The sequence below is a fragment of the Streptomyces sp. NPDC000878 genome (assembly GCF_053599695.1).
Map to the genome: position 1 here is coordinate 14880 of NZ_JBSFMT010000027.1, position 23380 is coordinate 38259.

General features: G+C 70.8%; 23 protein-coding genes. 11 read left to right on the top strand and 12 right to left on the bottom strand.

Annotated features, from left to right (window positions below; translation table 11 throughout):
* Window positions 1-31 precede the first annotated feature (31 nt).
* The 5 genes from ACWDR4_RS23825 to ACWDR4_RS23845 form a co-directional block, all read right to left on the bottom strand.
* Window positions 32-724, bottom strand: coding sequence for a B3/B4 domain-containing protein (locus ACWDR4_RS23825; protein ID WP_450411385.1), 693 nt, complete (start codon window positions 722-724; stop codon window positions 32-34).
* 8 nt (window positions 725-732) lie between these two features.
* Window positions 733-1326 carry a transglutaminase domain-containing protein gene (locus tag ACWDR4_RS23830; protein WP_450411387.1) on the bottom strand — a complete coding sequence of 198 codons (594 nt, stop codon included), beginning with the start codon at window positions 1324-1326 and terminating at the stop codon, window positions 733-735.
* 86 nt (window positions 1327-1412) lie between these two features.
* On the bottom strand, window positions 1413-2483 hold the full coding sequence (locus ACWDR4_RS23835; RefSeq protein ID WP_450411389.1) for a threonine aldolase family protein: 1071 nt from the start codon (window positions 2481-2483) through the stop codon (window positions 1413-1415).
* On the bottom strand, window positions 2480-3235 hold the full coding sequence (locus tag ACWDR4_RS23840; RefSeq protein WP_450411390.1) for an SDR family NAD(P)-dependent oxidoreductase: 756 nt from the start codon (window positions 3233-3235) through the stop codon (window positions 2480-2482). The genes ACWDR4_RS23835 and ACWDR4_RS23840 overlap by 4 nt, the downstream gene beginning before the upstream one ends.
* A gap of 41 nt (window positions 3236-3276) precedes the next feature.
* Window positions 3277-4674, bottom strand: a complete 1398-nt coding sequence (locus ACWDR4_RS23845) for a DUF6421 family protein (protein ID WP_450411392.1) — start codon at window positions 4672-4674, stop codon at window positions 3277-3279.
* Window positions 4675-4964: 290 nt separating this feature from the next.
* On the opposite strand from ACWDR4_RS23845, the gene ACWDR4_RS23850 reads away from it, so the two are divergent.
* A complete protein-coding gene (locus ACWDR4_RS23850) occupies window positions 4965-5648 on the top strand; it encodes a glycerophosphodiester phosphodiesterase (protein WP_450411543.1) in 684 nt (227 codons plus the stop codon).
* 3 nt (window positions 5649-5651) lie between these two features.
* On the opposite strand, the gene ACWDR4_RS23855 is transcribed toward ACWDR4_RS23850, so the two are convergent.
* Window positions 5652-6191, bottom strand: a complete 540-nt coding sequence (locus tag ACWDR4_RS23855; RefSeq protein ID WP_450411394.1) for a GNAT family N-acetyltransferase — start codon at window positions 6189-6191, stop codon at window positions 5652-5654.
* Between the two features lie 94 nt (window positions 6192-6285).
* Between ACWDR4_RS23855 and ACWDR4_RS23860 the strand changes: the two genes are divergently transcribed.
* Together ACWDR4_RS23860 and ACWDR4_RS23865 are read left to right on the top strand one after the other, a co-directional pair.
* Window positions 6286-6678, top strand: a complete 393-nt coding sequence (locus ACWDR4_RS23860; RefSeq protein WP_450411396.1) for a VOC family protein — start codon at window positions 6286-6288, stop codon at window positions 6676-6678.
* 94 nt (window positions 6679-6772) lie between these two features.
* Complete coding sequence (locus ACWDR4_RS23865; RefSeq protein ID WP_450411398.1) at window positions 6773-7537, top strand: VOC family protein; 765 nt, start codon at window positions 6773-6775, stop codon at window positions 7535-7537.
* Between the two features lie 13 nt (window positions 7538-7550).
* Here ACWDR4_RS23865 and ACWDR4_RS23870 read toward each other — a convergent pair whose 3' ends face one another.
* Complete coding sequence (locus ACWDR4_RS23870) at window positions 7551-8141, bottom strand: MarR family winged helix-turn-helix transcriptional regulator (protein WP_450411399.1); 591 nt, start codon at window positions 8139-8141, stop codon at window positions 7551-7553.
* 58 nt (window positions 8142-8199) lie between these two features.
* Entirely contained in the window at window positions 8200-9852 is a 1653-nt protein-coding gene (locus tag ACWDR4_RS23875) for an FUSC family protein (protein WP_450411401.1), read from the bottom strand.
* A 157-nt stretch (window positions 9853-10009) separates the two neighbouring features.
* On the opposite strand from ACWDR4_RS23875, the gene ACWDR4_RS23880 reads away from it, so the two are divergent.
* The 4 genes from ACWDR4_RS23880 to ACWDR4_RS23895 all read left to right on the top strand — a co-directional run bounded on the left by ACWDR4_RS23880 (window position 10010) and on the right by ACWDR4_RS23895 (window position 13076).
* Window positions 10010-10582 carry a DUF5134 domain-containing protein gene (locus ACWDR4_RS23880; protein WP_450411403.1) on the top strand — a complete coding sequence of 191 codons (573 nt, stop codon included), beginning with the start codon at window positions 10010-10012 and terminating at the stop codon, window positions 10580-10582.
* 79 nt (window positions 10583-10661) lie between these two features.
* Window positions 10662-11597, top strand: a complete 936-nt coding sequence (locus ACWDR4_RS23885; protein WP_450411405.1) for a M56 family metallopeptidase — start codon at window positions 10662-10664, stop codon at window positions 11595-11597.
* 64 nt (window positions 11598-11661) lie between these two features.
* The gene (locus ACWDR4_RS23890; RefSeq protein ID WP_450411407.1) at window positions 11662-12348 is read left to right on the top strand and encodes a phosphatase PAP2 family protein; all 687 of its coding nucleotides are present in this window, start codon (window positions 11662-11664) and stop codon (window positions 12346-12348) included.
* 38 nt (window positions 12349-12386) lie between these two features.
* Entirely contained in the window at window positions 12387-13076 is a 690-nt protein-coding gene (locus tag ACWDR4_RS23895) for an HAD family hydrolase (RefSeq protein ID WP_450411409.1), read from the top strand.
* Window positions 13077-13370: 294 nt separating this feature from the next.
* On the opposite strand, the gene ACWDR4_RS23900 is transcribed toward ACWDR4_RS23895, so the two are convergent.
* Entirely contained in the window at window positions 13371-14873 is a 1503-nt protein-coding gene (locus ACWDR4_RS23900; protein ID WP_450411410.1) for an LVIVD repeat-containing protein, read from the bottom strand.
* A gap of 192 nt (window positions 14874-15065) precedes the next feature.
* Here ACWDR4_RS23900 and ACWDR4_RS23905 point away from each other — a divergent pair, with 192 nt between their 5' ends.
* Entirely contained in the window at window positions 15066-15722 is a 657-nt protein-coding gene (locus ACWDR4_RS23905; protein WP_450411411.1) for a DUF305 domain-containing protein, read from the top strand.
* A gap of 67 nt (window positions 15723-15789) precedes the next feature.
* On the opposite strand, the gene ACWDR4_RS23910 is transcribed toward ACWDR4_RS23905, so the two are convergent.
* Window positions 15790-16263 (bottom strand): DUF6214 family protein, encoded by a 474-nt coding sequence (locus ACWDR4_RS23910; RefSeq protein WP_450411413.1) that lies wholly within the window; start codon window positions 16261-16263, stop codon window positions 15790-15792.
* Between the two features lie 204 nt (window positions 16264-16467).
* On the opposite strand from ACWDR4_RS23910, the gene ACWDR4_RS23915 reads away from it, so the two are divergent.
* Both ACWDR4_RS23915 and ACWDR4_RS23920 read left to right on the top strand, forming a co-directional pair.
* A complete protein-coding gene (locus ACWDR4_RS23915) occupies window positions 16468-17814 on the top strand; it encodes an FAD-dependent oxidoreductase (RefSeq protein WP_450411415.1) in 1347 nt (448 codons plus the stop codon).
* Between the two features lie 190 nt (window positions 17815-18004).
* Entirely contained in the window at window positions 18005-19426 is a 1422-nt protein-coding gene (locus ACWDR4_RS23920) for a nucleobase:cation symporter-2 family protein (protein WP_450411416.1), read from the top strand.
* Here ACWDR4_RS23920 and ACWDR4_RS23925 read toward each other — a convergent pair.
* Complete coding sequence (locus tag ACWDR4_RS23925) at window positions 19337-19705, bottom strand: ArsR/SmtB family transcription factor (RefSeq protein ID WP_450411417.1); 369 nt, start codon at window positions 19703-19705, stop codon at window positions 19337-19339. The two genes, ACWDR4_RS23920 and ACWDR4_RS23925, sit on opposite strands and share 90 nt — an antisense overlap.
* A gap of 131 nt (window positions 19706-19836) precedes the next feature.
* Here ACWDR4_RS23925 and ACWDR4_RS23930 point away from each other — a divergent pair, with 131 nt between their 5' ends.
* The gene (locus tag ACWDR4_RS23930) at window positions 19837-20916 is read left to right on the top strand and encodes an NADH:flavin oxidoreductase/NADH oxidase (protein ID WP_450411419.1); all 1080 of its coding nucleotides are present in this window, start codon (window positions 19837-19839) and stop codon (window positions 20914-20916) included.
* Between the two features lie 28 nt (window positions 20917-20944).
* Here the strand turns inward: ACWDR4_RS23930 and ACWDR4_RS23935 are convergent, their stop codons facing one another.
* Window positions 20945-23335, bottom strand: a complete 2391-nt coding sequence (locus ACWDR4_RS23935; RefSeq protein ID WP_450411421.1) for a SpoIIE family protein phosphatase — start codon at window positions 23333-23335, stop codon at window positions 20945-20947.
* Window positions 23336-23380 lie beyond the last annotated feature (45 nt).

Here is a 23380-nt window from a genome sequence, read left to right on the forward strand (position 1 = left end):
ACCAGCCCCCACGGGCCCGCAGCCGACGAACTCACGCGTTTCGCACCGTAATCCGCGCCCCGGGGCTGAACTTCTCCAGCAGTTCGGCCAGTTCCGCGCCGACGGCATTCGCCTCGGCGACCGTCATCGGCGGGGCCATGCACTCCAGCAGGAAGATCGCGGACGTGGTCTCCTCGGTGAGCCTCGTGCGCGGACCCTGGCGCCAGTTCCAGCGGCGGCAGGTGACGCCCGCCTCGTCGCACCACACGACCTCACCGGCGTCGGGGTGCTCGACGACCTCCTCGCCGCCGGCCACGGTCACGAAGTCCTCGGTACCGGTGGCGCGTACGAGCCGCATCCCGCCCTGGATCCGGTCGAGGTCCTCGCCGCCGACCGGGATCAGATGGGCCACGCTGATCGCGTTGTAGAGGTCGACCAGGACGTTGATCCGGGGCAGACCGGCATCCGTCAGGGCCCGCTTGGCGAGCGCCTCGGCCGAGTTGCGGGTGCGCGACGGCTTGGAGCCGAACGCCGTGTACGTGTCGCGCCAGGCGGCGATGTGCGCGTCCTCGTGCGGGGCGCGGCCGTCCAGGCGTACGGCGAGCCGACGGGCCGCGTCGTCCAGGAGCGCCGAACTGGCGTCGGTGCTGGGCCCGTTGACGAGTCCGTGTGCCTCGATGGCGACGTGGGTGAAGCCGGGCGCGATCGCGCGCACCTCGTCGGACACGGTAAGGGTGAGTGTCATCGCTTGCCTCAGAGTGCGGTGGGGAGCGTCTTCCAGAGATACGGCCTGTCGGGCGCGGCCTTCAGCACGCCCAGCACGACCGGATGAGGTTCAGCGTACAGTACTGGATAGTCCACCTCATTGGACTTCGCATCCGGGACCCACGCCAGGCGCTCGCCGTCGAGGGAGAACCGCGCGTCCACGCCCGCCTTGTTGCCTCGCGGGTCCTGACGGTGCCAGGCGCCGTTGAACCGTACGGCGACCAGGCCGTGCACGACATGACCGGCCCCGTCGTCGTGCGCGAGCCGCTGGTAGCAGAGCGCCGTGGGGATGTCCTCGGCGCGCAGCAGCGCGGCCAGCGCGTGGGCCTTGGCGTAGCAGATGCCGGTGCGCTGCTCCAGGACGGTGGAGGCCCGCCAGGTGACGCGCGGGTCCCCGCTGTCGCCGGAGTGCGGGACGGTGTCTCGTACGAACTCGTACGCCGCCTGCGCATAGGCATACGAGTCCGACGCTTCCTTGGCGAGACGCGCCGCGGTCTCTCGTACCACTGGATGATGGTGGTCGATGACCTCGTCAGCGGCCAGATATGCGGACAGGTCAGGGGTGTTCTGGATCAGCTCCATGCGTCCAGAGCATAGGAAAGCGATCACCCGACAGTCAATGACTTTTCAGGTGACCGCATACCTATGCACAGAGAACCACACCCTGGCTACCGCGCCATCTCCTCCTTCAGCGCCGCCACGAACGCGTCCACGTCGTCCTCGGTCGTGTCGAAGGCGCACATCCAGCGGACGTCTCCGGCCGCCTCGTCCCAGAAGTAGAAGCGGAAGCGCTTCTGCAGGCGTTCGCTCACGTCGTGCGGAAGGCGGGCGAAGACCGCGTTCGCCTGCACCGGGTGGAGGATCTCGACCCCGTGCACGGCCCGTACGCCCTCCGCGAGGCGCTGGGCCATCGCGTTGGAGTGGCGGGCGTTGCGCAGCCACAGGTCCTTGGCGAGCAGCGCCTCCAACTGCACCGACACGAAGCGCATCTTGGAGGCGAGTTGCATGGACAGCTTGCGCAGATGCTTCATGTGGCTGACGGCGTCCTGGTCGATGACGACGACCGCCTCACCGAACAGCGCGCCGTTCTTCGTCCCGCCGAGGGAGAGGATGTCGACGCCGACGGCGTTGGTGAACGTCCGCATCGGGACGTCGAGGGAGGCCGCCGCGTTGGCTATGCGGGAGCCGTCCAGGTGGACCTTCATGCCGTGCGCGTGGGCGTGGTCGCAGATCGCGCGGATCTCGTCCGGGGTGTAGAGCGTCCCCAGCTCGGTGCTCTGGGTGATCGAGACGACCTGCGGCATCGCACGGTGCTCGTCGTCCCAGCCGTACGCCTGCCGGTCGATCAGGTCGGGGGTCAGCTTGCCGTCGGGTGTGGGCACCGTGAGCAGCTTGAGGCCGCCCATGCGCTCGGGGGCGCCGCCCTCGTCCACGTTGATGTGCGCGCTCTCGGCGCAGATCACGGCGCCCCAGCGGTCGGTGACCGCCTGGAGCGCGACGACGTTGGCCCCGGTGCCGTTGAAGACGGGGAACGCCTCCGCGGTGGCCCCGAAGTGGCTGCGGACGATCCGCTGGAGGTTCTCCGTGTAGTCGTCCTCGCCGTACGCGACCTGGTGCCCGCCGTTGGCCAGGGCCAGGGCGGCGAGCACCTCGGGGTGGACCCCCGCGTAGTTGTCGCTGGCGAAGCCTCGGGCCTCCGGGTCGTGATGACGGCGTGCGTCGGTCTTCGGAGGGTTCACGGCTTCTCGGTGAGCCACAGACGTTTCCCGTTCACTTCGGCGGCGGGCCGGTCCCAGACGCCGACGATGGCCTCGGCCAGCTCCTTGACGTCCGTGAAGCCCGCGAACTTCGCGTTGGGGCGCTCGGCGCGCATCGCGTCGTGCACCAACGCCTTCACGACCAGGATCGCAGCCGCCGACGTCGCCCCGTCCGCGCCCTCCGAGGCGCCGGCCTTGCGGAAGTAGTCGCCCATGGCCAGCGTCCACGCCTCGGCGGCGGCCTTGGCGGCCGAGTACGCGGCGTTGCCCGCCGTGGGGTTGCTCGCACCGGCGGCGCTGATCAGGACGTACCGGCCGCGTTCGCTGCGCTGGAGCGCCTCGTGGAAGGCGAGGGAGGTGTGCTGGACGGTGCGGATGAGCAGCAGTTCCAGCAGGTCCCAGTCATCGAGGACCGTCTTGGTGAAGGTCTCGCTGCCGCGCCAGCCGCCGACGAGGTGGACCAGGCCGTCGACGCGCCCGAAGTCCTTCTCGATGCGCGTGGCCCAGTCCCGGGTCGACTGGAGGTCCAGCAGGTCGACGGTGTCGCCGACGACATCGGCGCCGCCGTGCGCGTAGCTCGCCGCGTCCACGGCCTCCGCGAGCCGCTCCGGGTCGTTGTCCGCGCCGACGACGGTCGCGCCCGCCTCGGCGAGCCTGAGCAGTGCCGCCCGGCCGGCCGGTCCGCCGGCGCCCGCGACCGCGATCACCGCACCGCTGAGAGCCCCGTTCCCCATCTTCATCGCCTCCTGAGCAGTGTTTTCGGTGGTGCGGTCGCTCACGCGGCGACTCGCTCGGCGCTCTCCGCGGTGATCCCCCGGGTTGAGGCGATCACGTTCTTCAGCTTCTTGGAAAGGGCCTCATAGAACATGCTCAGCGGAAACTCGTCCGGAAGCACGTCGTCGACGAGTTTGCGCGGCGGCTGGTTCAGGTCGAGGGCGTCGGGACCCTTGGCCCAACGGGAGCCCGGGTGCGGGGCGAGATAGGTGGAGACCAGCTCGAACGCCTTGAACCAGTGGACGAGTTTGGGCCGGTCGATGCCCTCGCGGTAGAGGGTCTCGATCTCGGCGCAGAGCTGGTTGGTGACCTGCGGGGCGCGCTGCCAGTCGATGTGCAGCTTGTTGTCGGTCCACCGGACCACGTCGTGCTTGTGGAGGTACGCGAAGAGGAGCTGGCCGCCGAGGCCGTCGTAGTTGCGGACGCGCTCGCCGGTGACCGGGAAGCGGAACATCCGGTCGAACAGCACGGCGAACTGCACGTCACGGGCCTGGGGAATGCCCTCGGCCTCCAGCTTCACGGCCTCCTTGAAGGCGGTGAGGTCGCAGCGCAGCTCTTCGAGGCCGTACATCCAGAACGGCTGACGCTGCTTGATCATGAAGGGGTCGAAGGGCAGGTCGCCGCGGCTGTGGGTGCGGTCGTGGACCATGTCCCACAGGACGAAGGCCTCCTCGCAGCGCTTCTGGTCGTGGACCATCGCGGCGACGTCCGCGGGCAGGTCGAGGCCCAGGATGTCGACGGCGGCGTCGGTGACCCGGCGGAAGCGGGCGGCCTCGCGGTCGCAGAAGATGCCGCCCCAGGTGAACCGTTCCGGCGCCTCGCGCACCGCGATGGTCTCCGGGAAGAGGACGGCGGAATTGGTGTCGTACCCGGCCGTGAAGTCCTCGAAGGTGATGCCGCAGAACAGCGGGTTGTCGTAGCGGGTGCGCTCCAGCTCGGCCAGCCAGTCGGGCCAGACCATGCGCAGGACGACCGCTTCGAAGTTGCGGTCCGGGTTGCCGTTCTGCGTGTACATCGGGAAGACGACCAGGTGCTGGAGGCCGTCCGCGCGGCTCGCGGCGGGCTGGAAGGCCAGCAGCGAATCGAGGAAGTCCGGCACCTTGAAACCGCCGTCGGACCAGCGGCGCAGATCCTTGGCGAGGGCCTGGTGGTAGGCGGTGTCGTGCGGCAGCAGCGGGGACAGTTCCGCGACGGCGTCCACGATCCGGCGGACGGCGAGATCGATGTCCGCGGGGTCCGGGGCGTCCTCCCGGTCGAAGTCGATCGACCCGTCCTTGGCCTGCCATGGCCGGATCTGTTCCACGGCGTCCTTGAGCACGGGCCATGCCGGGTGCTCCACCACCCTGCCGAGCGGAAGAACCCGCTCGTCCGGAACCGCCTGCACAAGAATTTCCGTCATGTCCCATCCTCCCCGGGAGAACCTCGCGTAAGAACACCGTATGCGCACGAGGTTCCCGATCACAAGGCGAGACAGGAGAGATTATCCTGCCCACCCCCATGGTCACCGCGTATTTTCCTGCCGGAAACCAAAAGGACGGTTACTTCCGGTACCCGGCAGTGGCCGCTCCACACCCCCTTCCCAACCCACCACTTCCGGCCAGCGGTTCCGGCGCGTCTGTACGGGTTCAATGCCCGGGCAGGCGGTTAGGCTGCGGCAGCCGAGCCGCCGTCGACGGAAGCGAGTTGACCTTGAACTTCCTGACCATCGGGCACCGCGGAATCATGGGCGTCGAGCCCGAGAACACCCTGCGTTCGTTCGTCGCCGCCGAGCAGGCGGGCCTCGACATGATCGAACTCGATCTGCGTCTCAGCCGGGACGGCGCCCTCGTCGTCATGCACGACGCCGACGTGGACCGCACGACGAACGGCACCGGGACCGTCGCCGAGAAGTCCCTCGCCGAGCTGCGCGCCCTGGACGCGGGCCGCGACGAGCGCGTCCCGGTGTTCGAGGAGGTCCTGGACGCGGTCGGCGCACCGCTCCAGGCCGAGATCAAGGACACGGCGGCGGCGCGGGCGCTGGCCGAGGTGCTGGACCGCCGCGAGCTGGCCGACCGGATCGAGGTGTCCTCGTTCCACGAGGACGCGATCGCCGAGATCACCCGCCTGGTGCCCGGGGTACGCACGGCGCTCATCGCCAGCCGCTACGGCACCGACGTCGTGGACCGCGCCACCCGCGTCGGCGCCTCGACCGTCTGCCTCAACATCCGCCGCCTCACCCTGGAGATCGTCGAGCGGGCCAGGAAGGCGGACCTGCGGATCATCGGCTGGGTGGTCAACACCCAGGACCAGCTGCGCCTCGTACGGGCCCTGGAGCTGGACGGCGCGACCACCGACTACCCGCAGATCAAACGCACGGGCCGCTTCACCGCGTAGCGGCTACACAAGCTCCTTCACCAGCAGCTCGAACTGCAGATCGTCGCGCTGCGGAATGCCGAAGCGCTCGTCGCCGTACGGGAAGGGGGTCATCTTTCCCGTACGGCGGTAGCCGCGCCGCTCGTACCAGGCGATGAGGTCGTTCCGTACGGAGATCACGGTCATGTGCATCTCACGCGCGCCCCACGTCTCGCGCGCCGACCGCTCAGCCTCCGCGATGATCACCTTGCCCAGGCCCGCGCCCTGGAGCACCGGGCTGACCGCGAACATGCCGAAGTAGGCGTGGTCGCCGCGGTGTTCGAGCTGGCAGCAGGCGACCACACGGCCGTCCTGTTCGACGGTCAGCAGCCGGCTGTCGGCCGACTTGATGACGTTCAGCACGCCCTGCGGATCGGTGCGCTGTCCTTCGAGGATGTCCGCCTCGGTGGTCCAGCCCGCCCGGCTGCTGTCTCCGCGGTACGCCGACTCGATCAGCACGACCAGGGTGTCGATGTCGGCCTCGGTGGCGTCTCGGAAGGTCGGTCCGGTGGTTGCGGTGTCCATGGCGGCGGTTCTCCGGCTTCTCGTGCTTCTGGTGCGCTGCGCGGGCACCGATGAGCGTAACGCCGACGCCGGGCAGGCTCTAGGCTCCGGTTGCATGGTGCATGTACTGAGCAGCCGGGTTCTTCTCCGGCCCCTCGACCCGGAGCGTTCCCGGGTCTTCTACGGCGAGCGGCTGGGGCTCGCCGTCCACCGCGAGTTCGGGACGGGGCCGGAGCGGGGCACAGTCTACTTCCTCGGCGGCGGGTTCCTGGAGCTGTCGGGACGGGCCGAGGAACCGCCGTCGCCGTCCGTACGGCTGTGGCTCCAGGTGGCCGACGTGACGGCCGCGCATGACGAGCTGGTGTCCCGGGACGTGGAGATCGTCCGGCCGCCGGTGAAGGAGCCGTGGGGGCTCGTCGAGATGTGGATCGCGGATCCGGACGGCACGCGGATCGTGCTGGTGGAGGTGCCGGCGGACCATCCGCTGCGGTACCGGCCGGGCATCTGAGGGGCACCCGCTGGGGTGCGCCGGTGGACGGGCCGGACTAGCGTGCTGCGGGAGAACAGTGGACCGCACACGCCCTGAGGAAGGCCGTGACGCCATGAAGTTCGACAAGCCCGTGACCGGCGGACCCTGCTGGGCCGAGTTGGGCACCACCGACCTGGAGGCGACCAAGCGCTTCTACGCCGACCTCTTCGGCTGGCGGCCCCAGACGGACCCGAGCGCGGAGATGGGCGGTTACACCATCGCCCACCTCGGGGACGCCCCCGTCGCCGCGTTCGTGCCGCTGGGCGAGGAGAAGCAGCCCGTCGCCTGGTACGTGACGTTCGCCGTGGCGGACGTGGACGCGACGCTGACGAAGGTGCGGGCGGCGGGCGGCTCGGTGGCCATGGAGCCCGGGGACGTGCCGGGCATGGGACGGTTCGCGTCCGCCGCCGATCCCGACGGCGCGGCCTTCCAGCTGTGGCGGGACCAGGGCTTCGCGGGCGCGGGCCTGCTCAACGCGCCGGGCTCGCTCGGCTGGGTGGAGCTGGCGACGCGCGACACCGAGCGGGCGCGGACGTTCTACACCGCGGTCTTCGGCTGGTCCGTCACCGCCTCCCCCGAGTACACGCACTTCGGCGTCGACGGTGCCGAGTTCGGTGGGATGCTCGCGATGAACGACATGTACCCGCCGGAGGTGCCGCCGCACTGGCTGCCGTACTTCGTGGTCGAGGACGTGGACGCCTCGGCGGACGCGGCGGCCGGAGCAGGAGCCACCATCGTCATGGAGCCCACGAGCATCCCGAACGGTCCGCGCATCGCGGTGCTGCGGGATCCGGGTGGCGCGGTGCTCGGCATTCACCGGGAGTCGGCGGAGGGCTGATCCGGGCGCCGGCTCAGAACCGCAGCGCGCCCAGCCGCCCCTCCAGTCGGCCGAGCAACTCCCCCAGCAGTCCGGCGAGTTCCTGCTGTCCGGTGCTGTCGAGGCCGGACAGCACGGCGGTCTCGTAGGTGAGCTGCTCGGGCAGCACACCGTCGACGAGGTCGCGTCCGGCGTCGGTGAGGCGGACGTGGGCGACCCGCCGGTCCCGGGTGTCGCCGCGCCGCTCGACCAGGCCCCGTTCGGTCAGCTGCTTGAGCCGCTTGGTGACGGCGGCCCCGGAGGAGAAGGTTTCGCGGGTGAGTTCGCTCGGGGTCAGTTCGCGGCCGGTGCGCCGGAGCGCGCCGAGCAGATCGAACTCGGGGCGGGTGAGCCCCACGCGGCGCAGCGGGGCGTCCTCGGCCTGCTGGAGGAGGGCGGCGCAGCGGTTGATCCGGCCGATGATCTCCATGGGCCCGGTGTCGAGGCCGGGATGGACGGTCTGCCACTGGCGTACGACTCCGGCCACGGTGTCGTACGCCGGGCCGAGGGGGGCTCGCGACCCGGTGGCTGTCTCCTCGGCCGCCGCGCCTCTGCCGGGCGGTGTGCCCCCGTTCACTGCCGTCATGGCCCTACGTCCTCCGTCGCCCTGTCGTCCGTCCAGCATCGTCCAGGCCGGCTGCCGCCTACGGGCGTAGCCCCTGGCCTCGTGCCGTCGCCGCGAGCGTACGGTGTCCGGACCGTTCGGCGAGCACGACCCGCTCCTGGGGTCGGGTGCGTTGCCACCACTCCCCGGCCGCCGTGTCGGCGAGGGTGCGCAGGTCGGAGAGGGCGGCGGCGAGGCCGCGACGCGCTTCGTCCAGGCGTTCGGGTACAGGATGTACGTCCGTCAGAGCGCGTTCGGCGTGGGTGCGGGCGTGTTCCACCGCCGTCAGCGCGTGCTCGACGCGGAGGCCCGCGCGGTGGTTGGTGACCGCGACGGCCGCGAGGAAGCCGAGCAGCGCGCCGACGCCCGTGTCGACGATCCGTTCGGTCATCAGCCGGCCGGGTTCCTGGAACCCCGTGAACTCGGTGACGAGCAGCGCCATCGGGGTCACACAGACGCTGCCGAGCCAGTAGTTGCGGCTGATCAGCGCCTCGGCGCCGAAGTTGAGGGCGAGGCAGCACAGGACGAGGGCGACCGGCCCGAGGTGCGCCAGCGGTACGACGGCGGCGAAGAGCAGCAACCCGGCGAGGTTGCCGACGGTCCGCTGCACGGCCCGGTTCCAGGTGAGGGTGACGTTGGCCTGGTAGAGGGAGGCCGCGGTGACGAGGGCCCAGTAGGGGCGGCCGATGCCGAGGGCGAGGGAGGCGTATCCGGCGAGGGCGCAGCCCAAGGCGGTGCGTGCGGCGAAGGGCGCGAGCGGGCCGAGCCTCGTCCACAACGGCTGCGCCGGGGCGGCGAGTTCGGCGTCGAGCGGCTTCCCCGCATGTCGTTCGCCGGGCGTCGGGATCTGTCCGCCACCGCGCAACTGCCGTGCCCAGGCGCGTAGTTCGTCGGGGCGGCTCCCTCCGGGCACGGCGAGCGCGAACTCGGCCCGCACGACCAGCCGTTGGAGAGCGCTCCGGGTCGTGGCGCGAGTCGTGCCCGGGCTGCCACCTGCCGACGACAGCGTCTGCCGGGCCGTCTGGACCGCGGCCTCGGCGGCGACCCGCGACCGGACATACCCATGGCCGCCGATGCCGTCGCCGCTGCCGTGCGCCTCGATGTGCGCGGCGACGGCGTTGAGGGCATGGGCCGTCGCGCGGCGCTCCGGGCCGTGCGGGCGGACGAGTCCGGGTGCCATGCCGACGAGCCAGGCCCAGACACCCGCCCCGGCGGCCAGCGCCAGATGGCCGGGCACCTGGCCGAGGGTCTGCGGGGCGAACAGCGCGGCGGACGACACGAAGGTGAGCACCACGTTCGCGGGCGGGCCGATGCGCGTGGCGTCGCACAGCGTCTTCTGCACGGCGGCCAGCAGCGCGCCGACGGTGACCAGGACGACGGCGTTGCGGGTGAGCGAGGCGGCGACGAGCGCGACGGCCAGTCCGGCGAGCATGCCGAGGACCACTCCCGCCAGGACGCGGGCCCTGGCGGCGTACGGCCGGTTGTGGGCGTAGAGCGCGCACAGCGCCCCGGCCATCGGGTACATCGCCAGGTCGAGGCGGTCGAGCGCGGCCAGGGTCAGACAGGGGGGAGCGACGGCGGCGATCACGCTCAGGGCCGGTTTGAACCAGATCTCGGAGGGCCGGCCGACGCGCAGCACGCCGGTCAGCGGGAGGCGTCGTACGGGCGGGGTGGCGGCGGAATCGGGACTCACTCTCAAAGATTAGCAGGTGTTTTACTCGTAAAACATATACTCCCACCTGCGATGCTCCGGCGTACGCTCCCCCGCGTACACCCTTGCGCTCGCATGCGCACCGCCCGGCGTGGGCATCTCTTCAGCGGAGGGCTCGGGGGTCGAGGGGGAGGTTCGTGTGCACGGTCCGGCTTCGCCCGGGTGGCTGCTGGTCGCGCTGTGCGCGGCGACCGGGGCGTACTGCCTGCTGCGGATGCGCAGCACCGTCGAGGAACAGCGCCGGGCCGCGGGCGGCGAGGCGCTGATGAGCTTCGGCATGGCCGCGATGGCCGTGCCCGCCGCCGTACTCACCCCGCCGCGCTGGGCCTGGCTGGTGTACACGGCGGTGTTCGGCTCGGCCGCACTGCACTCCCTGTGGGCGGCCCGCACCGGGCCGCACCATCTGCACCATCTGATGGGCGCGTTCGCGATGGCCTACATGGCGGCGGCAATGGCCGCCGCCCCCGGCCACCACCACGGGTCCGGCACGGCCGGAGTCCCGCTGCTGACGACGGCGCTGCTCCTCTACTTCACCGGGTACGTCCTGCTGTCCGGCGTCCGGCTGCTGTCGGTGCCGGTGCTCGCCGTCGGTGGCGGTGGCGGTGGCGGGGTCCGGACCGGTTCGCCGGGCTGGGGCGACCGGCCCGAACTGGCGCGCGCCTGCCGGTTGTCGATGGGCATCGCGACGGTCGCCATGCTGGTCACGCTCTGACTGTACGAATCCGTGGTCTGCGTCACTTTGCCGCGACGGACCGTAGGTCCGAGCGCCGCCCCGCTCATAAGGTGCACTCATGATGGTCCCCGCAGCACTGTTGCTGCTCGGCGCGCTGACCGCCGTCGTCGCCCCGCGGCTGCTCGCCCGCGCCGACTGGCCGGACCACGAACCGGTGGTCGCCCTGTGGGTGTGGCAGTGCGTCGTGGCGGCCGTACTGATGTGCTGCGCGCTGTCGATGACGCTCAGCGCGGCGGCGGCCTGGCAGGCCGTGCGCGGCCATGTGTTCGCCCCGGCACCGCGTGCGGTCGTGGAGGCGTACGTCCTCGGCGCCTCCCGTCCCTGGGCCGCGGCCACGGCCGTGGCGCTCGCCTGCGGCGGGCTGTGGACCGCGGCGATGCTGGTCCGTGAGGTCGTACGGGCACGCGGGCGGCGCAGGTCCCGGCGGACCGAACTCCTTGTCCGCGCCCCGCTGTTGCCCGGCGAGGAGCCGCGGCCCGACCGGCTCGTGGTCCTGGAGGGCGAGCGTGCCGACGCCTGGTGGCTGACCGGCACGGCGCCCGGACTGGTCGTCACCACGGCCGCGCTGCGCCGCCTCAAGGGGCGTCAGCTGGACGCCGTACTCGCGCACGAGCAGGGGCACGCACGGGCCCGGCACGACTGGCTGCTGCACTGCTCGGGCGCGCTGGCCAACGGGTTTCCGCAGGTGCCGGTCTTCGCCTCGTTCCGGGCCGAGATGCACCGGCTGGTGGAACTCGCCGCCGACGACATGGCCTCCCGCCGCTTCGGCCGCCTCACGACCGCCCTCGCCCTGGTCGAACTCAACGAGGACCGGGGCGTGTTCGGGCCGTCCCCGACCCCGCACGCCCATCTCCCCCTGCGTGTGCACCGGCTGCTGACCGCACCGGACCGGCTGCCGCCGTTCCGCAGGCTGCGGCTGACGGCAGCCGCGGCCCTGGTGCCGGTGGTCCCCGTGCTGGTGGCATTCGTCCCGGGACTCCGGGCACTCGGATAGCGCGCCGGCCTCCCGCCACCCCCTCGGTTGGCCTCCCGCCCCATGGGTCGGCGAGGATCGCACCATGCCCTCCACGCACCTCGTCCCCCGGCTCCGACGCTCGGCCCGTCACCCGGCCGTCCGCGTCGCCGTCGCCCTGGCCCTCGCCTCCGCGCTTCTCCTGACCCTGGTCGCGGTGGACTGGCATCCGCTGATCGCCCTCGACGGCGACATCGCGCGCGCCACCCATCGCTGGGCGGTCGACGAACCCGGGCTCACGCACGCGTTCCGGATCCTGACGGACTGGGTGTGGGACCCGCTGACGATGCGCCTGCTGTGCGGGGCCGTGGTGGTGTGGCTGGTGTGGCGGCACTCGGCGTGGTGGCTCGCCCTGTGGCTGGTGGTCGCCTGCGCGCTGGGCACGGTGCTCCAGCAGAGCCTGAAGGCGGCTGTCGGCCGCGCCCGCCCGGTCTGGCCCGACCCGGTCGACTCCGCGCACTACGCGGCCTTCCCCTCCGGCCACGCCATGACCGCCACGGTGGTGTGCGGCCTGCTGCTGTGGCTGCTGCGCCGTTACGGCGTCGGACACGCCGTGTGGCGTACGGCGGTCACGGTCGCGGTGGTCTCGGTCCTGGGCGCCGGTCTGACCCGGATCTGGCTGGGCGTCCACTGGCCGTCGGACGTGCTCGCCGGCTGGCTCCTCGGGGCGCTGGTGGTGACGCTGGCGGTGGTGTCGTACGAGCGGTTCGCACGGGTGCCCGAGCGGCGCTGACCGCATGACCGGACGGCCGCCCGGGTAAAGTCCCGCGCATGTCTGCCGTGCTCTTCGACTTCTCCGGGACCCTCTTCCGCATCGAGTCCACCGAGTCCTGGCTGCGCGCCGTCCTCGCCGAGCACGAACTCGGCCTGCCGGAGGCGGAGTTCGCCGCGTCGGCTCGGGCGCTTGAGGTGGCGGGGGCGCTGCCGGGCGGGGCCTCTCCGCAGCGGTTGCCGGAGGAGCTGGCCGCCGTGTGGGCGATCCGCGACGAGAGTGCCGAGCTGCACCGGGCCGCGTACACCGGGCTCGCCCGTCAAGTGCCGCTCCCCGACCCTGCGTTGTACGACGCCCTGTACGAGCGGCACATGGCGCCGGCCGCGTGGGCCCCGTACCCCGATGCCGTCGAGGTGCTGGGCGCGCTGCGGGAGCGCGGGATCTCCGTCGGGGTGGTCAGCAACATCGGCTGGGATCTGCGGCCCGTGTTCCGGGCGCACGGGCTGGACGCGTACGTCGACGCCTACGTCCTGTCGTACGAGCACGGCATCCAGAAGCCGGACCCGCGCCTGTTCAAGGTGGCCTGCGACGCGCTCGCCGTGGCCCCGCAGGACGTGCTCATGGTCGGCGACGACCGGCGCGCGGACGGTGGCGCGGCGGATCTGGGCTGCGCGGTGCACTTCGTGGACCATCTGCCGGTGTCCGAACGCCCGGACGGGCTGCGGCCGGTGCTGGACCTGGCCGGCTGAGACTCGGCTCCGGGAAGGGCACGCCGGTCTGAGGTGATCCCCCGCGTCACCCCAGACAGGCGGCCGCCCGAAACAGCCCCCAGGGAGCCGTTTCGACTGCTTTGACCTGTGCCAGCTGACAAAAAGTCAATGCAGAAGTAACAGCATGTCCCCACGCGGCCCCTTGGTCAATGAGGAATCGCGATGGCCTTGCCCGGACATGCGCGTCCCGCCGGACACCGAGGTGCCCGGCGGGACGCGTGACAGGGATCTGTGGCGTTCCTGACTCGACAGTCAGTATCGACTGTCAGTCGGTCAGTCGAAGTAGTCCGGTTGGGTCTGGACGTTCAACTCGCTCACGCGGACCTTCTTGGCCGGGTCGGTGCGCCGGTCGCTGAGCTTCAGGACGTCGAAGCCCTTCGCGATGTCGTTCGAGTAGATGTAGCCGTTGTAGTAGTACGCCGACCACGGGCCGGCGGTCGTGACGCGGTCCGTGGTGATCGGGCCGCGCTCGAAGTAGGCGATCTCCTTGGGCTTCGAGGAGTTGGTGAAGTCCCAGACGGAGACACCGCCCTGGTACCAGGCCTGGACCATGATGTCCTTGCCCTTGACCGGGATCAGCGAGCCGTTGTGGGCCACGCAGACCTCGGTGTCCGCCTGGTAGCGCGGGATCTTGAAGTAGCTCTTGAAGACGAGCTTGCGCTTGTCGCCCTTGCCGACGATGTCGTAGATGCCGTCGGCCCCGCGGTTCGGCCCGATCGCCGCGTTGCAGGTGGCCGCGCCACCGCCGCCCAACTCGTCGGTGAAGACGACCTTGTTGGCCTTCTGGTTGAAGGTCGCCGAGTGCCAGAACGCGAAGTTGACGTTGTCCTGGACCTGGTCGATGACCTTCGGGTGCTCCGGGTCCTTGATGGAGAACAGGATGCCGTCGCCCATACAGGCGCCCGCCGCGAGGTCCTTCGAGGGCAGCACGGTGATGTCGTGGCAGCCGGTGGTCTTGGAGACGCCCGGGTTGGTGGGCGAGCCGGGGTTGCCGCCGCCGTCGGGGCCCTCACCGGGGAACAGGACCGGGAAGCCGACAACCGCCGCCTTCTCGGGGGCCTTTCGGGGCACCTTGATGATCGAGATGCCGTCGTGCGGCGGCTGGCAGTCGGGGAAGGTGGCGCTCGGCGAGTAGGAGGAGACGTAGACGTAGACGTTCTTGCGCTCGGGCACCAGCGTGTGGGTGTGCGAGCCGCAGGCGGTCTCCACCGCGGCGACGTACTTGGGGTTCGCCTTGTCCGTGATGTCGAAGATCTTCATGCCCTCCCACGACGACTTCTCGGTCGCGGGCTGCGAGACGCTGCTGCAACTGCTGTCGCTGCGCGAGGCGTCGGTGGACAGGAAGAGCAGGTTCCCGGAGACGGAGATGTCGTTCTGGCCGCCGGGGCACAGCACCTGGGAGACGGTCTTCGGGGCCTTCGGGTTGCTGATGTCGAAGACGCGGAAGCCGTCGTAGTTGCCGGAGAAGGCGTACTTCCCCTGGAAGGCGAGGTCCGAGTTGGTGCCGGGCAGCGCGTCCTTGGGGATGTTCGTGAGGTGCGTGATGTTGTCGGAGTGGACGATCTCGTCCACCCCGGGTATCTCCCCCTCGGCCAGGGCCTTCTTCACCTGGCTCTGCACGCTCTGGGAGATCTCCTCCGACACCGTCGGGCCGTCCCCCGGGTCGGGGCTCGCGGTGGCGGGTCCTGCGGTCAGCAGCGCGGCCAGGAGTCCGGCCGCCGCGGCGACAACCCCCAGGCGTCTGCGCCGCGTTCGGGATTCGTTCAACAGGGTCACTGCTTCCTCCCTGGTAGCCGTTCTGGTCAGAACGGTTCACGGTCCTCCGAAGTATCGTCTTCATCATGCACCGATCAAAAGGGAGCAACGCATTTGTAATGAAAGTTTCTGATCACCAGCGAATGGAAGCGTGTTAGGACGGACACAGCACTCACGAGGTGTCCGTCAACTCAGCTGACTCAGGAGGTCGTTGTGCCCGTCCGCCGCACGTCCCGTGCCTGCCGTCCGGTCCTGGCCGTGCTCGGGCTCACCCTCGCGCTCGGCGCCTGCGACTCGGGCTCGTCCTCCGACGCGGACGCCAAGTCCGTGAAGGCGACGGGGCCTTCGGTGATCGCGCCCGGCCTGCCCGGCGAGGCGGCCCGGACACTCTCCCCGGACGAGGCGAAGGCGGAGCTGCCGGACGACTCGCCCAACTCGGCGGACCTCGCGTACGCCCGCATGATGATCGAGCACCACTCGCAGGCGATCGAGATCACCGAACTCGTGCCGAAACGCGCCGAGTCGACACCGGTGAAGCGGCTGGCCGAGCGCATCGCCGCCGCTCAGCGCCCCGAAATCGCCGCGATGCAGGGCTGGTTGAAGGACAACGGCGACGACGGGAAGACCACCGAGCACACTCACGAGACGATGCCCGGGATGGCGACCGACGCCCAACTCGCCAAGTTGCGCGCGGCGAAGGGCAAGGCGTTCGACGAGCTGTTCCTGACGGTGATGATCACGCATCACGAGGGTGCCGTCACCATGGCCACCGACGTGAAGGGCCAGGGCAACAACGTCCGGGTCGAGGAGATGGCCGACGACGTGATCGCGCAGCAGACGACGGAGATCAACAGGATGCGCGAAATGTAGTCCGGGCGCGGCGAGTTGGGCGGTCGACTCCCTCAAGACCCTTGCCTGAACCCCTCAAACCCCTTGTTCAGCGCCGGGCGTGACGAGGTGTCAGAAATCCCGCGTCGCGAGCCTGCGAGATCAGTCTGAGGGAGCGACGGCGACTGCGCCCGGTCGCGCACATCACGGCGAGAACGGGGTCCGCGCCCTCTTCCTGGGCCGCCCGGTACTCCTCCGCGACCAGCCACCGCCCCTCGATGCCCCGCGGCCAGGCCGGCCGGGCACGACGAGGCCGCAGGCACACCTCGGCCTCCCCGTCCTCCACCGGCCCGTCGCCGCACGCCTCGAAGAGCGGCCCCTCGATCCAGTCCGCGAGCGCCGCCAGATCGTCGAGCGACAGCGCCGGCTGCGCCCGTACGTCCTCGATGGAGACGCCCGCCTCCCGGACCACGGCGAGTACGTCGACCTGGGCGCCGTCGGCGAAGGCCAGCCGGACGTCGAACCACGCCGTGGTCGCCGAGCCCTCGTGCTCCTGCACTTCCCAGGCGGGCCGCACCGACACGGTGCCGTCCGTCGGGCAACGACCGGAAAGATTAAGAAAGGATGCTTCTAGCACATACGGAACGTAACCGCATGATCACTTTCCATACGAACGGACACGCACGCCCGCCCCGCCCAGAACCCTGTCAGCGCAGCGCCTGCGGTGCGATCCTGAAGGTGTCAGCAACAGGGAGTTCCACAGCGTCCCGCAGTGAGGGGTTCCGCCGTGTTGCGTGTCGCCGTCGTGGGTTCGGGTCCGAGCGGGGTCTACACCGCCCAGAGCCTGGTCCAGCAGGATCCGGAGGTGCTGGTCGACGTCCTGGACCGGTTGCCGGCCCCGTACGGTCTGGTGCGGTACGGCGTGGCGCCGGACCACGAGAAGATCAAGTCGCTGCAGAACAACCTGCGCACGGTCCTGGAGCACGAGCGGGTGCGCTTCCTGGGCGGTGTCCGGATCGGCTCCGGCCCGGGTGAGCTGCCGGGCGCCCGGCTGCGGGAGCTGTACCACGCGGTGGTGTACTGCGTGGGCGCCGCGACCGACCGCCACCTGGGGATTCCCGGCGAGGAGCTGCCGGGCAGCTGGTCGGCGACCGAGTTCGTGGCCTGGTACAGCGCCCATCCGGACGCGGTCGACGACGACTTCGTCCAAGGAGCGCGGTCGGCCGTGGTCATCGGCGTGGGGAACGTGGCGGTGGACGTGGCCCGGATGCTGGCACGCGGCCCGGCCGAACTGAGCCCCACCGACATCCCGCAGGCCGCGCTCACCGCACTGGCGGCGAGCCGGGTGACCGACATCCACATGGTGGGCCGACGCGGCCCCTCCCAGGCCCGCTTCACCACGAAGGAGCTGCGCGAGCTGGGCACGTTGCCGGACACCCAGGTCGTCGTGGACGAGGCCGAGTTGACGCTCGACCCGGCATATAGGGACCCCTCCGCCCTGCCGGCCGCCCAGCGCCGCAACGTGGAGGCACTCCACACCTGGGCCGCCCTGCCCTCGACGGACGCCACGCACCGCATCCGCCTGCGCTTCTTCCGCCGCCCGGTCGAACTGCTGGCCGCCGGGGACCGAGTGGGCGCGGTCCGTTTCGAGCGGACGGTGCCTGACGGAACCGGCGGTGTGACGGGCACAGGCCAGTACGAGGACATCGAGGCACAGCTCGTACTCCGCTCGGTCGGCTATCGCGGGGTCCCGCTCGACGGACTGCCCTTCGACGCGACCAACGGCACAGTCCCCCATCTCGCGGGCCGCGTCCTGCGCGACGGCAACCCCTCCCCCGGCGAGTACGTGGCCGGCTGGATCAAACGCGGCCCGACCGGCGTCATCGGCACCAACCGCCCGTGCGCCAAGGAAACGGCGACCTCCCTACTGGCGGACGCCACGATGCTCGTACGCCAGGAGCGCCCCGAGGACCCACTGACGGTGCTGCACGCGGAGGGATTCCGACCGGTGGAGTGGGCAGGCTGGCAGGCCATCGAGCGAGCCGAGGCGGCCCTGGGGGCCACGCTCGGCCGGAGTGTCGTAAAGCTCCCCGACTGGGACTCACTACTGAGGGCGGCGGAAAGCGCCCCGTAAGGGGCGCGGGGAACTGCGCGACAAGCCACGGCGGCGCCGCAGAGTCAAACGCACCTCGATGGGCATGACACACACCGGCAACAGCTCAGAAATCAACAAACTGTTCAAGCCCCTTACGGTCTCGTCTGTCCGGGCACTGCCCCACGCCATCCGCACGCTCCGCTCACCCGCCGCCGCTCCTGGAGTACGCATGACCACCACCGCACCCCCACCACCTGTGCACCCCGTGGACGAGATCCCACCCGCACGCCAACTCGCCGCCTTCGGCCTCCAGCACGTGCTCGCGATGTACGCCGGCGCCGTGGCCGTCCCCCTGATCGTCGGCGGAGCCATGAAGCTCTCCCCCGCCGACCTGGCGTACCTCATCACCGCCGACCTACTGGTGTGCGGCATCGCCACCCTCATCCAGTGCGTCGGCTTCTGGCGCTTCGGCGTCCGGCTGCCGATCATGCAGGGCTGCACCTTCGCGGCCGTGTCGCCGATGGTCCTCATCGGTACGACGGGCGGCGGACTCCCCGCCATCTACGGCTCGGTGATCGTCGCGGGGCTCGCGATCGTTCTGCTGGCGCCCGTCTTCGGACGACTCCTGCGCTTCTTCCCACCCCTCGTGACCGGCACAGTGATCCTGATCATCGGCCTGTCACTCCTCCCGGTGGCGGGCAACTGGGCGGCCGGCGGATTGGGTTCGCCGGAGTTCGGCGAACCGAAGAACCTGGGGCTGGCTGCCTTCGTACTCGCCGTGGTGCTCGGCGTGCAGCGCTTCGCGCCGGTGTTCCTGAGCCGGATCGCGGTGCTGATCGGCATCGTGGTGGGGCTGGCCGTCGCCGTGCCGTTCGGGTTCACGGACTTCGACGGGGTCGGGGACGCCGACTGGGTCGGCATCAGCACGCCCTTCCACTTCGGGGCGCCCACCTTCGAGGCGTCGGCGATCATCTCCATGCTGGTGGTCGCGCTGGTGACGATGACCGAGACGACCGGTGACCTGATCGCGGTCGGCGAGATGACCGGCCGGAAGGTCGAGCCGCGCTCCCTCGCCGACGGGCTGCGCGCCGACGGTTTCTCCACCGTCCTCGGCGGCATCTTCAACACCTTCCCGTACACGGCGTACGCACAGAACGTGGGCCTCGTCGGGATGACCCGGGTGCGCAGCCGCTGGGTCGTGGCGACCGCCGGCGGCATCCTCGTGCTGCTCGGTCTGCTGCCCAAGCTGGGTGCGGTGGTCGCGGCCATACCGGCACCGGTACTGGGCGGCGCGGGTCTGGTGATGTTCGGGACGGTCGCCGCGAGCGGGCTGCGCACACTGGCCACGGTCGAGTTCAAGGACAACCACAACCTGACGGTCGTGGCGGTCTCGGTGGCCGTGGGCATGCTGCCGGTCGGCGTGCCGACGGTGTACGCGAAGTTCCCGGACTGGTTCCAGACGGTGATGAACAGCGGTATCAGCGCGGGCTGTCTGACGGCGATCGTGCTGAACCTGCTCTTCAACCACCTTGCAGGGAAGGGAAGTTCAGCCGACGGCAAGTCAGCGGACGGTGACACCGCCGAGGCGGACGGCCTGACTGGCAGCGGCGGTCAGGACGCTGTCGAGAAGCCCCGGGAAGAGGTCGTCTAGGTCGTCCCGGCGCAGGCCGTTCATCTTGGCCGTGCCCCAGTAGACCTGCCGGATCACCCCGCTCTCGCGCAGCACCCGGAAGTGATGCGTGGTCGTGGACTTGGTCACGGGCAGGTCGAAGTGCGAACAGGACAACTCGTCGCTCACGGCGGCGAGTTCTCGCACGACCTGGAGCCGCATCGGGTCGGAGAGCGCGTGCAGCACACCCTCCAGCCGGATCTCCTCACGCACCGGGTGCGGCAGGTCACGGCTGCTGGGGGCGGGGGCTGCGGTGGTCACGGCGGCTCCACTTCGTCGGGAATCCCATTGTACGAGAACTCTCGTAGTTTGACACTCGCCGTACTACGATGCCTATCGTACGAGTCGTCCAGCGACCCCGTGACGAACGACGATGACGATTGGAGTCCGCCGTGAGCGCGCTCTTCGAGCCCTACCGCCTCCGCGACCTGACCATCCCGAACCGCGTGTGGATGCCCCCGATGTGCCAGTACTCGGCGGCACCCGAGGGCCCGGAGACCGGCGCGCCGAACGACTGGCACTTCGCGCACTACGCGGCACGCGCCGCAGGCGGCACCGGCCTGATCGTCGTCGAGGCCAGCGCCGTCAGCCCCGAGGGCCGGATCACCCCGTACGACCTGGGCATCTGGAACGACACCCAGGTTGAGGCGTTCCGCCGGATCAACCGCTTCCTGGTCTCGCAGGGCACCGTGCCCGGCATCCAGCTCGCCCACGCCGGTCGCAAGGCGTCCACCGGTCTGCCCTGGAAGGGCGGCGCGCCGATCGGTCCGGACGCGCTCGGCTGGCAGCCGGTCGGCGCGAGCCCGGTGCCGTTCAACGAGGATCACCAGGTTCCGGCCGAGCTGACGGTCGATCAAATCCGGGACATCGTCGGGCAGTTCGCGGAGGCGGCTCGTCGCGCGCTCGACGCGGGCTTCGAGGTCGTCGAGATCCATGGCGCGCACGGCTATCTGATCAACGGTTTCCTGTCCCCGCACTCCAACCAGCGCACCGACGCCTACGGCGGCTCGTACGAGAACCGGGTGCGCTTCGCGCTCGAAGTCGTGGACGCCGTACGGGAGGTGTGGCCGGACGACAAGCCGCTGTTCTTCCGTATCTCGGCGACCGAGTGGCTGGAGGAGGGCGGCTGGAGCGCCGACGACACCGTCCGTTTCGCCGCCGAACTGCACGCGCACGGCGTCGACCTCCTCGACGTCTCCACCGGCGGCAACGCCTCCGGCGTACGCATCCCGACCGGTCCGGGCTACCAAGTCCCCTTCGCCGCCCGGGTGAAGTCCGAGACCTCGCTGCCCGTCGCGGCCGTCGGGATGATCACCGACGCCGAGCAGGCCGAGAAGATCCTGGCCAACGGCGAGGCCGACGCGGTGCTGCTCGGCCGCGAGCTGCTGCGCAACCCGTCATGGGCCCGGCACGCGGCCCGTGAACTGGGCGGCGAGGTGCATGTGCCCGACCAGTACCACCGGTCCGTCTGAAGGTGAGGGGCGTAAGTCCCTCGATTTCTCAGAGAGTTGGCGGCAGCGCCTGTTCCGCCCAGATGGTCTTTCCCGTGCCCGTCGGGCGGGTGCCCCAGCGGTCGGTGAGCTGGGCGACCAGGAGGAGGCCGCGTCCGCCCTCGTCGAAGGTGCGGGCCCGGCGCAGATGCGGCGAGGTGCTGCTGGCGTCGGAGACCTCGCAGATGAGGGTGCGGTCGCGGATCAGCCGGAGCTGGATGGGTTCGCCGCCGTAGCGGATGGCGTTGGTGACCAGCTCGCTGACCACCAGCTCCGTGACGAACGCGGCCTCGTCGATGCCCCAGCGGGTCAGCTGGTCGGTGACGTGTTTGCGGGCGGTGGCGACCACGGCCGGGTCGGCGGGCAGGTCCCAGACCGCGACCTGCTCGGCGTCCAGCGCGCGGGTGCGGGCGACCAGCAGGGCGACGTCGTCACCCGGCGTCTCCGGGAGCAGGGAGTCGAGCACCGTGTCGCAGACCTCCTCCAGGTTGCCGGCCGGGACCCCAAGTGCCGTGCACAGAGCGGCCGTTCCGGTGTCCAGGTCGAGATCGCGGGCCTCGACCAGCCCGTCCGTGTAGAGCGCGAGCACGGCACCCTCGGGCAGCTCCAGCTCGGTCGCCTCGAAGGGCAGCCCGCCGACGCCGAGCATGGGGCCCGCGCTCACCTCGATCACCTCGACTCGGCCGTCGGGATAGAGGACGACCGGCGGCGGATGTCCGGCGGCGGCGAGCGTGCAGCGCCGGGACACCGGGTCGTAGACCGCGTACAGACAGGTCGCGCCGATCTCGCCGGCCTCGCCGCTCTCGTCGGTCCCGAGGTGGCCGACCAGGTCGTCGAGGTGGGTGAGCAGTTCGTCGGGCGGCAGATCGACGTCCGCCAGCGTCCAGACCGCCGTACGGAGTCTGCCCATGGTCACCGAGGCGTGCAGGCCGTGGCCGACGACGTCCCCGACGACCAGCGCGACCCGGGTCCCGGACAGCGGGATCACGTCGAACCAGTCGCCGCCGACGCCCGCCTGGGACAGTGCGGGCAGATAGCGGGAGGCGAACTCGACGGCCGCCTGACCTGCCACGGTCTGGGGCAGGAGGCTGCGCTGGAGGGCCAGGGCGGTGGTGCGTTCGCGGGTGTAGCGGCGGGCGTTGTCCACGCACACAGCCGCGCGGCTGGTCAGCTCGCGGGCCAGCGACACGTCGTCCTCGTCGAACACGTCGGGTTTCTCGGGGGTCAGCAGCCGTACGAAGACTGCCACGCCGAGCGTCGTCCCGCGTGCGGTCAGCGGTACGGCCATCAGCGCGAGGTCATGGGTGGCCGTGCCGCTGTTGGTGCGCAGTTTCGCGGAGCGGGCCGTGTGCCGGCCGAACCACCGGTCGAGGTCCGGTTCGCCGGTGCGGGCGAGGACGGGCAGGCCGGTGGCGAGTGCGCGGGCGGGCGGTGAGTACGGCGGGTAGACGTCCGCCGCGCCGAGGCCGATCGCGGCCTCCGGCACCCCGGCCGTCAGCGAGTGGTGGGCGACCCGGCGCAGCTCGACGTCGGCGTCGACCGGCCCGACCGCCGGTTCGTCGCCCTGGAGGACCGAGTCCAGCAGGTCCACGCTGGCGAAGTCGGCGAGCCGGGGCACCACGAGTTCGGCAAGTTCGCGGGCGGTCTGGGCGACATCGAGCCGGGTGCCGATGCCCGCGGCGGCCTCGTTCAGCATGGCCAGCCGCTGCCGCGCCCAGTGCTGCTCGCTGCTGTCGAAGCCGGCGAGCGCGACGCCGAGCAGTTCGCCGGCCGGATCGCGCAGCGGCCACATCTCGAAGTTCCAGGCGTGCATGCGCCGCCCCGATGGCGACCGTGTCCAGCTCTCGTAGTGGACCGGCCGTCCGGTCTCCGCGACGATCTCCAGATGGCGCAGGAAGCCCCGGCTGTGCTCGGCGTCCTCGACGGTGTCGGGGAAGTACCGGTGCAGGAAGGCGCCCTCGGGCTGCCCCATGACGGCACAGGCCACGTCGTTCATCCGCAGATACCGCTGCTCGGTGTCGAACACGGACATCGACACCGAGGCCTGCCGGAACGCCAGTTCGCCCAGGTCCCGCCGCGCGTCGTCGGGCGCCGCCGTGACGACGTACGCCCGCCGCTGCCCCAGCACCGGACTCAGCCGCAGCGCCGACTCCACCCGCCGCCCGTCCCGGTGCCGTACGGCGACGACGGCGGCGCCCGACGCGCGCAGCTCCCGCCAGGCCGTGCGCGGGTCGCCCGCCACCAGGTCCGCCGCCGGGCGGCCGGTGACATCGGCGGCGGTGTACCCGGTGAGCCTGCGGGCGCCCTCGCTCCAGCCCGTGAGGGTGCCGTGCGCGTCGATCACCGCCAGGGCATCACCGGACGGGACCACCCGCTCTTCCTCCCGCGGCCCAGTAGCCATATGTCCCAGGATGAGGGCATTGGCGACCGGCAACAACCCGGGTCG